The sequence below is a fragment of the Paenibacillus sp. NAIST15-1 genome, from assembly GCF_001894745.1.
GTDB lineage: Bacteria > Bacillota > Bacilli > Paenibacillales > Paenibacillaceae > Paenibacillus_B > Paenibacillus_B suaedae.
In genome coordinates this window covers 1-1,759 of sequence record NZ_BBYF01000039.1, presented here as the reverse complement: position 1 = coordinate 1,759, position 1,759 = coordinate 1, and the positions used below count along the sequence as shown (strand labels likewise).

General features: G+C 44.9%; 1 protein-coding gene. It reads left to right on the top strand.

Features of this window, described 5'->3' with window-relative positions; translation table 11 throughout:
• Positions 1 to 125: 125 nt before the first annotated feature.
• Entirely contained in the window at positions 126 to 1,685 is a 1,560-nt protein-coding gene (locus PBN151_RS30165; RefSeq protein WP_072732271.1) for an IS1182 family transposase, read from the top strand.
• The last annotated feature ends 74 nt before the right edge of the window (positions 1,686 to 1,759 follow it).

Here is a 1,759-nt window from a genome sequence, read left to right as displayed (position 1 = left end):
GGGGGTGTCCCAAAAGTCTAAAAAGATTTGGGACGCCCCCTTGTTTTCAAATATGTAAAACAAAAAGAAACCGTTCTTTAGTAAAATGGAAGTACCACCCACCATTTACGAAAGGAACGGTTTCTTTGTACATTCAATATAGCATGGATCAACTTTATCTGCCAATGGATTTGGAAGAAGACATTCCCCAAAATCACCTCGTTCGTATCATCAATCATGCGGTGAATCGCATAGACGATCAAATATTTGCAGCAGCTTATCCCGGTGGAGGCCGAAATAGTTACCACCCGAAAATGCTCACTAAAATTATCATCTACGCCTACACGCAACGTATTTATTCTTCTCGCCAAATTGCTAAAGCCGTGAGAGAGAACATTCCTTTTATGTGGCTTGCAGCCAGACAGCGTCCGGATTTCCGTACCATTAATCGTTTTCGCTCCGAGCGAATGAGAGGCGTGCTTGAAAAGATCTTCACGTCTATCCTTGGTTTCCTTATTGAGGAGAAGTACATTAAGTTGGAGCATTATTTTGTAGACGGTACAAAAATCGAAGCGAATGCGAATAAGTACACCTTCGTATGGGGAAAATCTGTGGCGAAGCACAAAGCTAATTTGCAAGAGAAAGTAAAAGTATTGTTTACGAGCATTGAAGAAGCAGAGCGGCAGGAAGAGCAAGAACTACAAGATCGAGATTTACTAGAGCTGGGCGAATTGAGTGAAGTCACGAGCGTGAAGTTGGAACAAGCGGTAGAGAAACTGGAACAAAAGCTGCAGGAACAACCTAAAGATAAACCACTAAAAAAGGCAGTTCGGTTGTTGCGTAAAGATTTTTTGCCGCGATTAAAAAGCTACGAACATCACCAGAAAGTGCTTGGAGAACGGAATAGCTACAGCAAAACCGACCCGGACGCTACCTTTATGCGAATGAAAGAAGATCATATGAAGAATGGCCAGCTCAAGCCCGGCTATAATGTACAGATCGGCACAGAGGATCAATTCATTGTCGGATACAGTTTGCATCAGCGGCCTACCGACACACGTTGCATGAAGCCCCATTTACAGAAAGTGAAGAGCGCTTTAGGAAAGCTCCCAGGAACAGTTATAGCTGATGCTGGTTATGGAAGCGAAGAGAACTACGCCTATTTGGAGCAAGAAAACGTAGAGGCCATCGTCAAATACAGCACGTACCACAAAGAGAAATCGAAGAAGTGGCAACAGGACATTAGCAGAATCGACAACTGGAAGTATGATACGCAGGCGGATTTGTGGACGTGTCCTGGCGGACAGTCCCTCCATTTTCACCGTGAGAGCAAACAGAAAACGGAAAGTGGTTATGAGATCCTCCTTCGCCACTATCGGAGCCAGGACTGTATGAGTTGCCCACTCAAAGCAGCCTGTTCGAAAGCAACCGGGAATCGTGAAATTCGAGTAAGCATGCAATATCTTCGCTACAAGCAATGCGTACAGGAAAAGCTGCGAAGCGAAGAAGGATACGCGCTGTCGGTTCGACGAATGATCGAGCCAGAGAGTGTATTTGGGCAACTGAAAAATAACAGAGGATTTAGACGTTTCCTGCTTCGAGGCCTATCGAAAGTAAGCCTTGAGGTCGGGTGGCTTTCCCTTGCCCACAATTTGCTGAAGTGGGCAACAATGAAGCAAAAAGGTCGAGTATGGGTACAAATGTAACCCATAGCTCGACCTTTTTCAAATCTAGAGTCGTCTCACAAGTAGTAAAAACCTACTTATGGGACAGCCCCTTT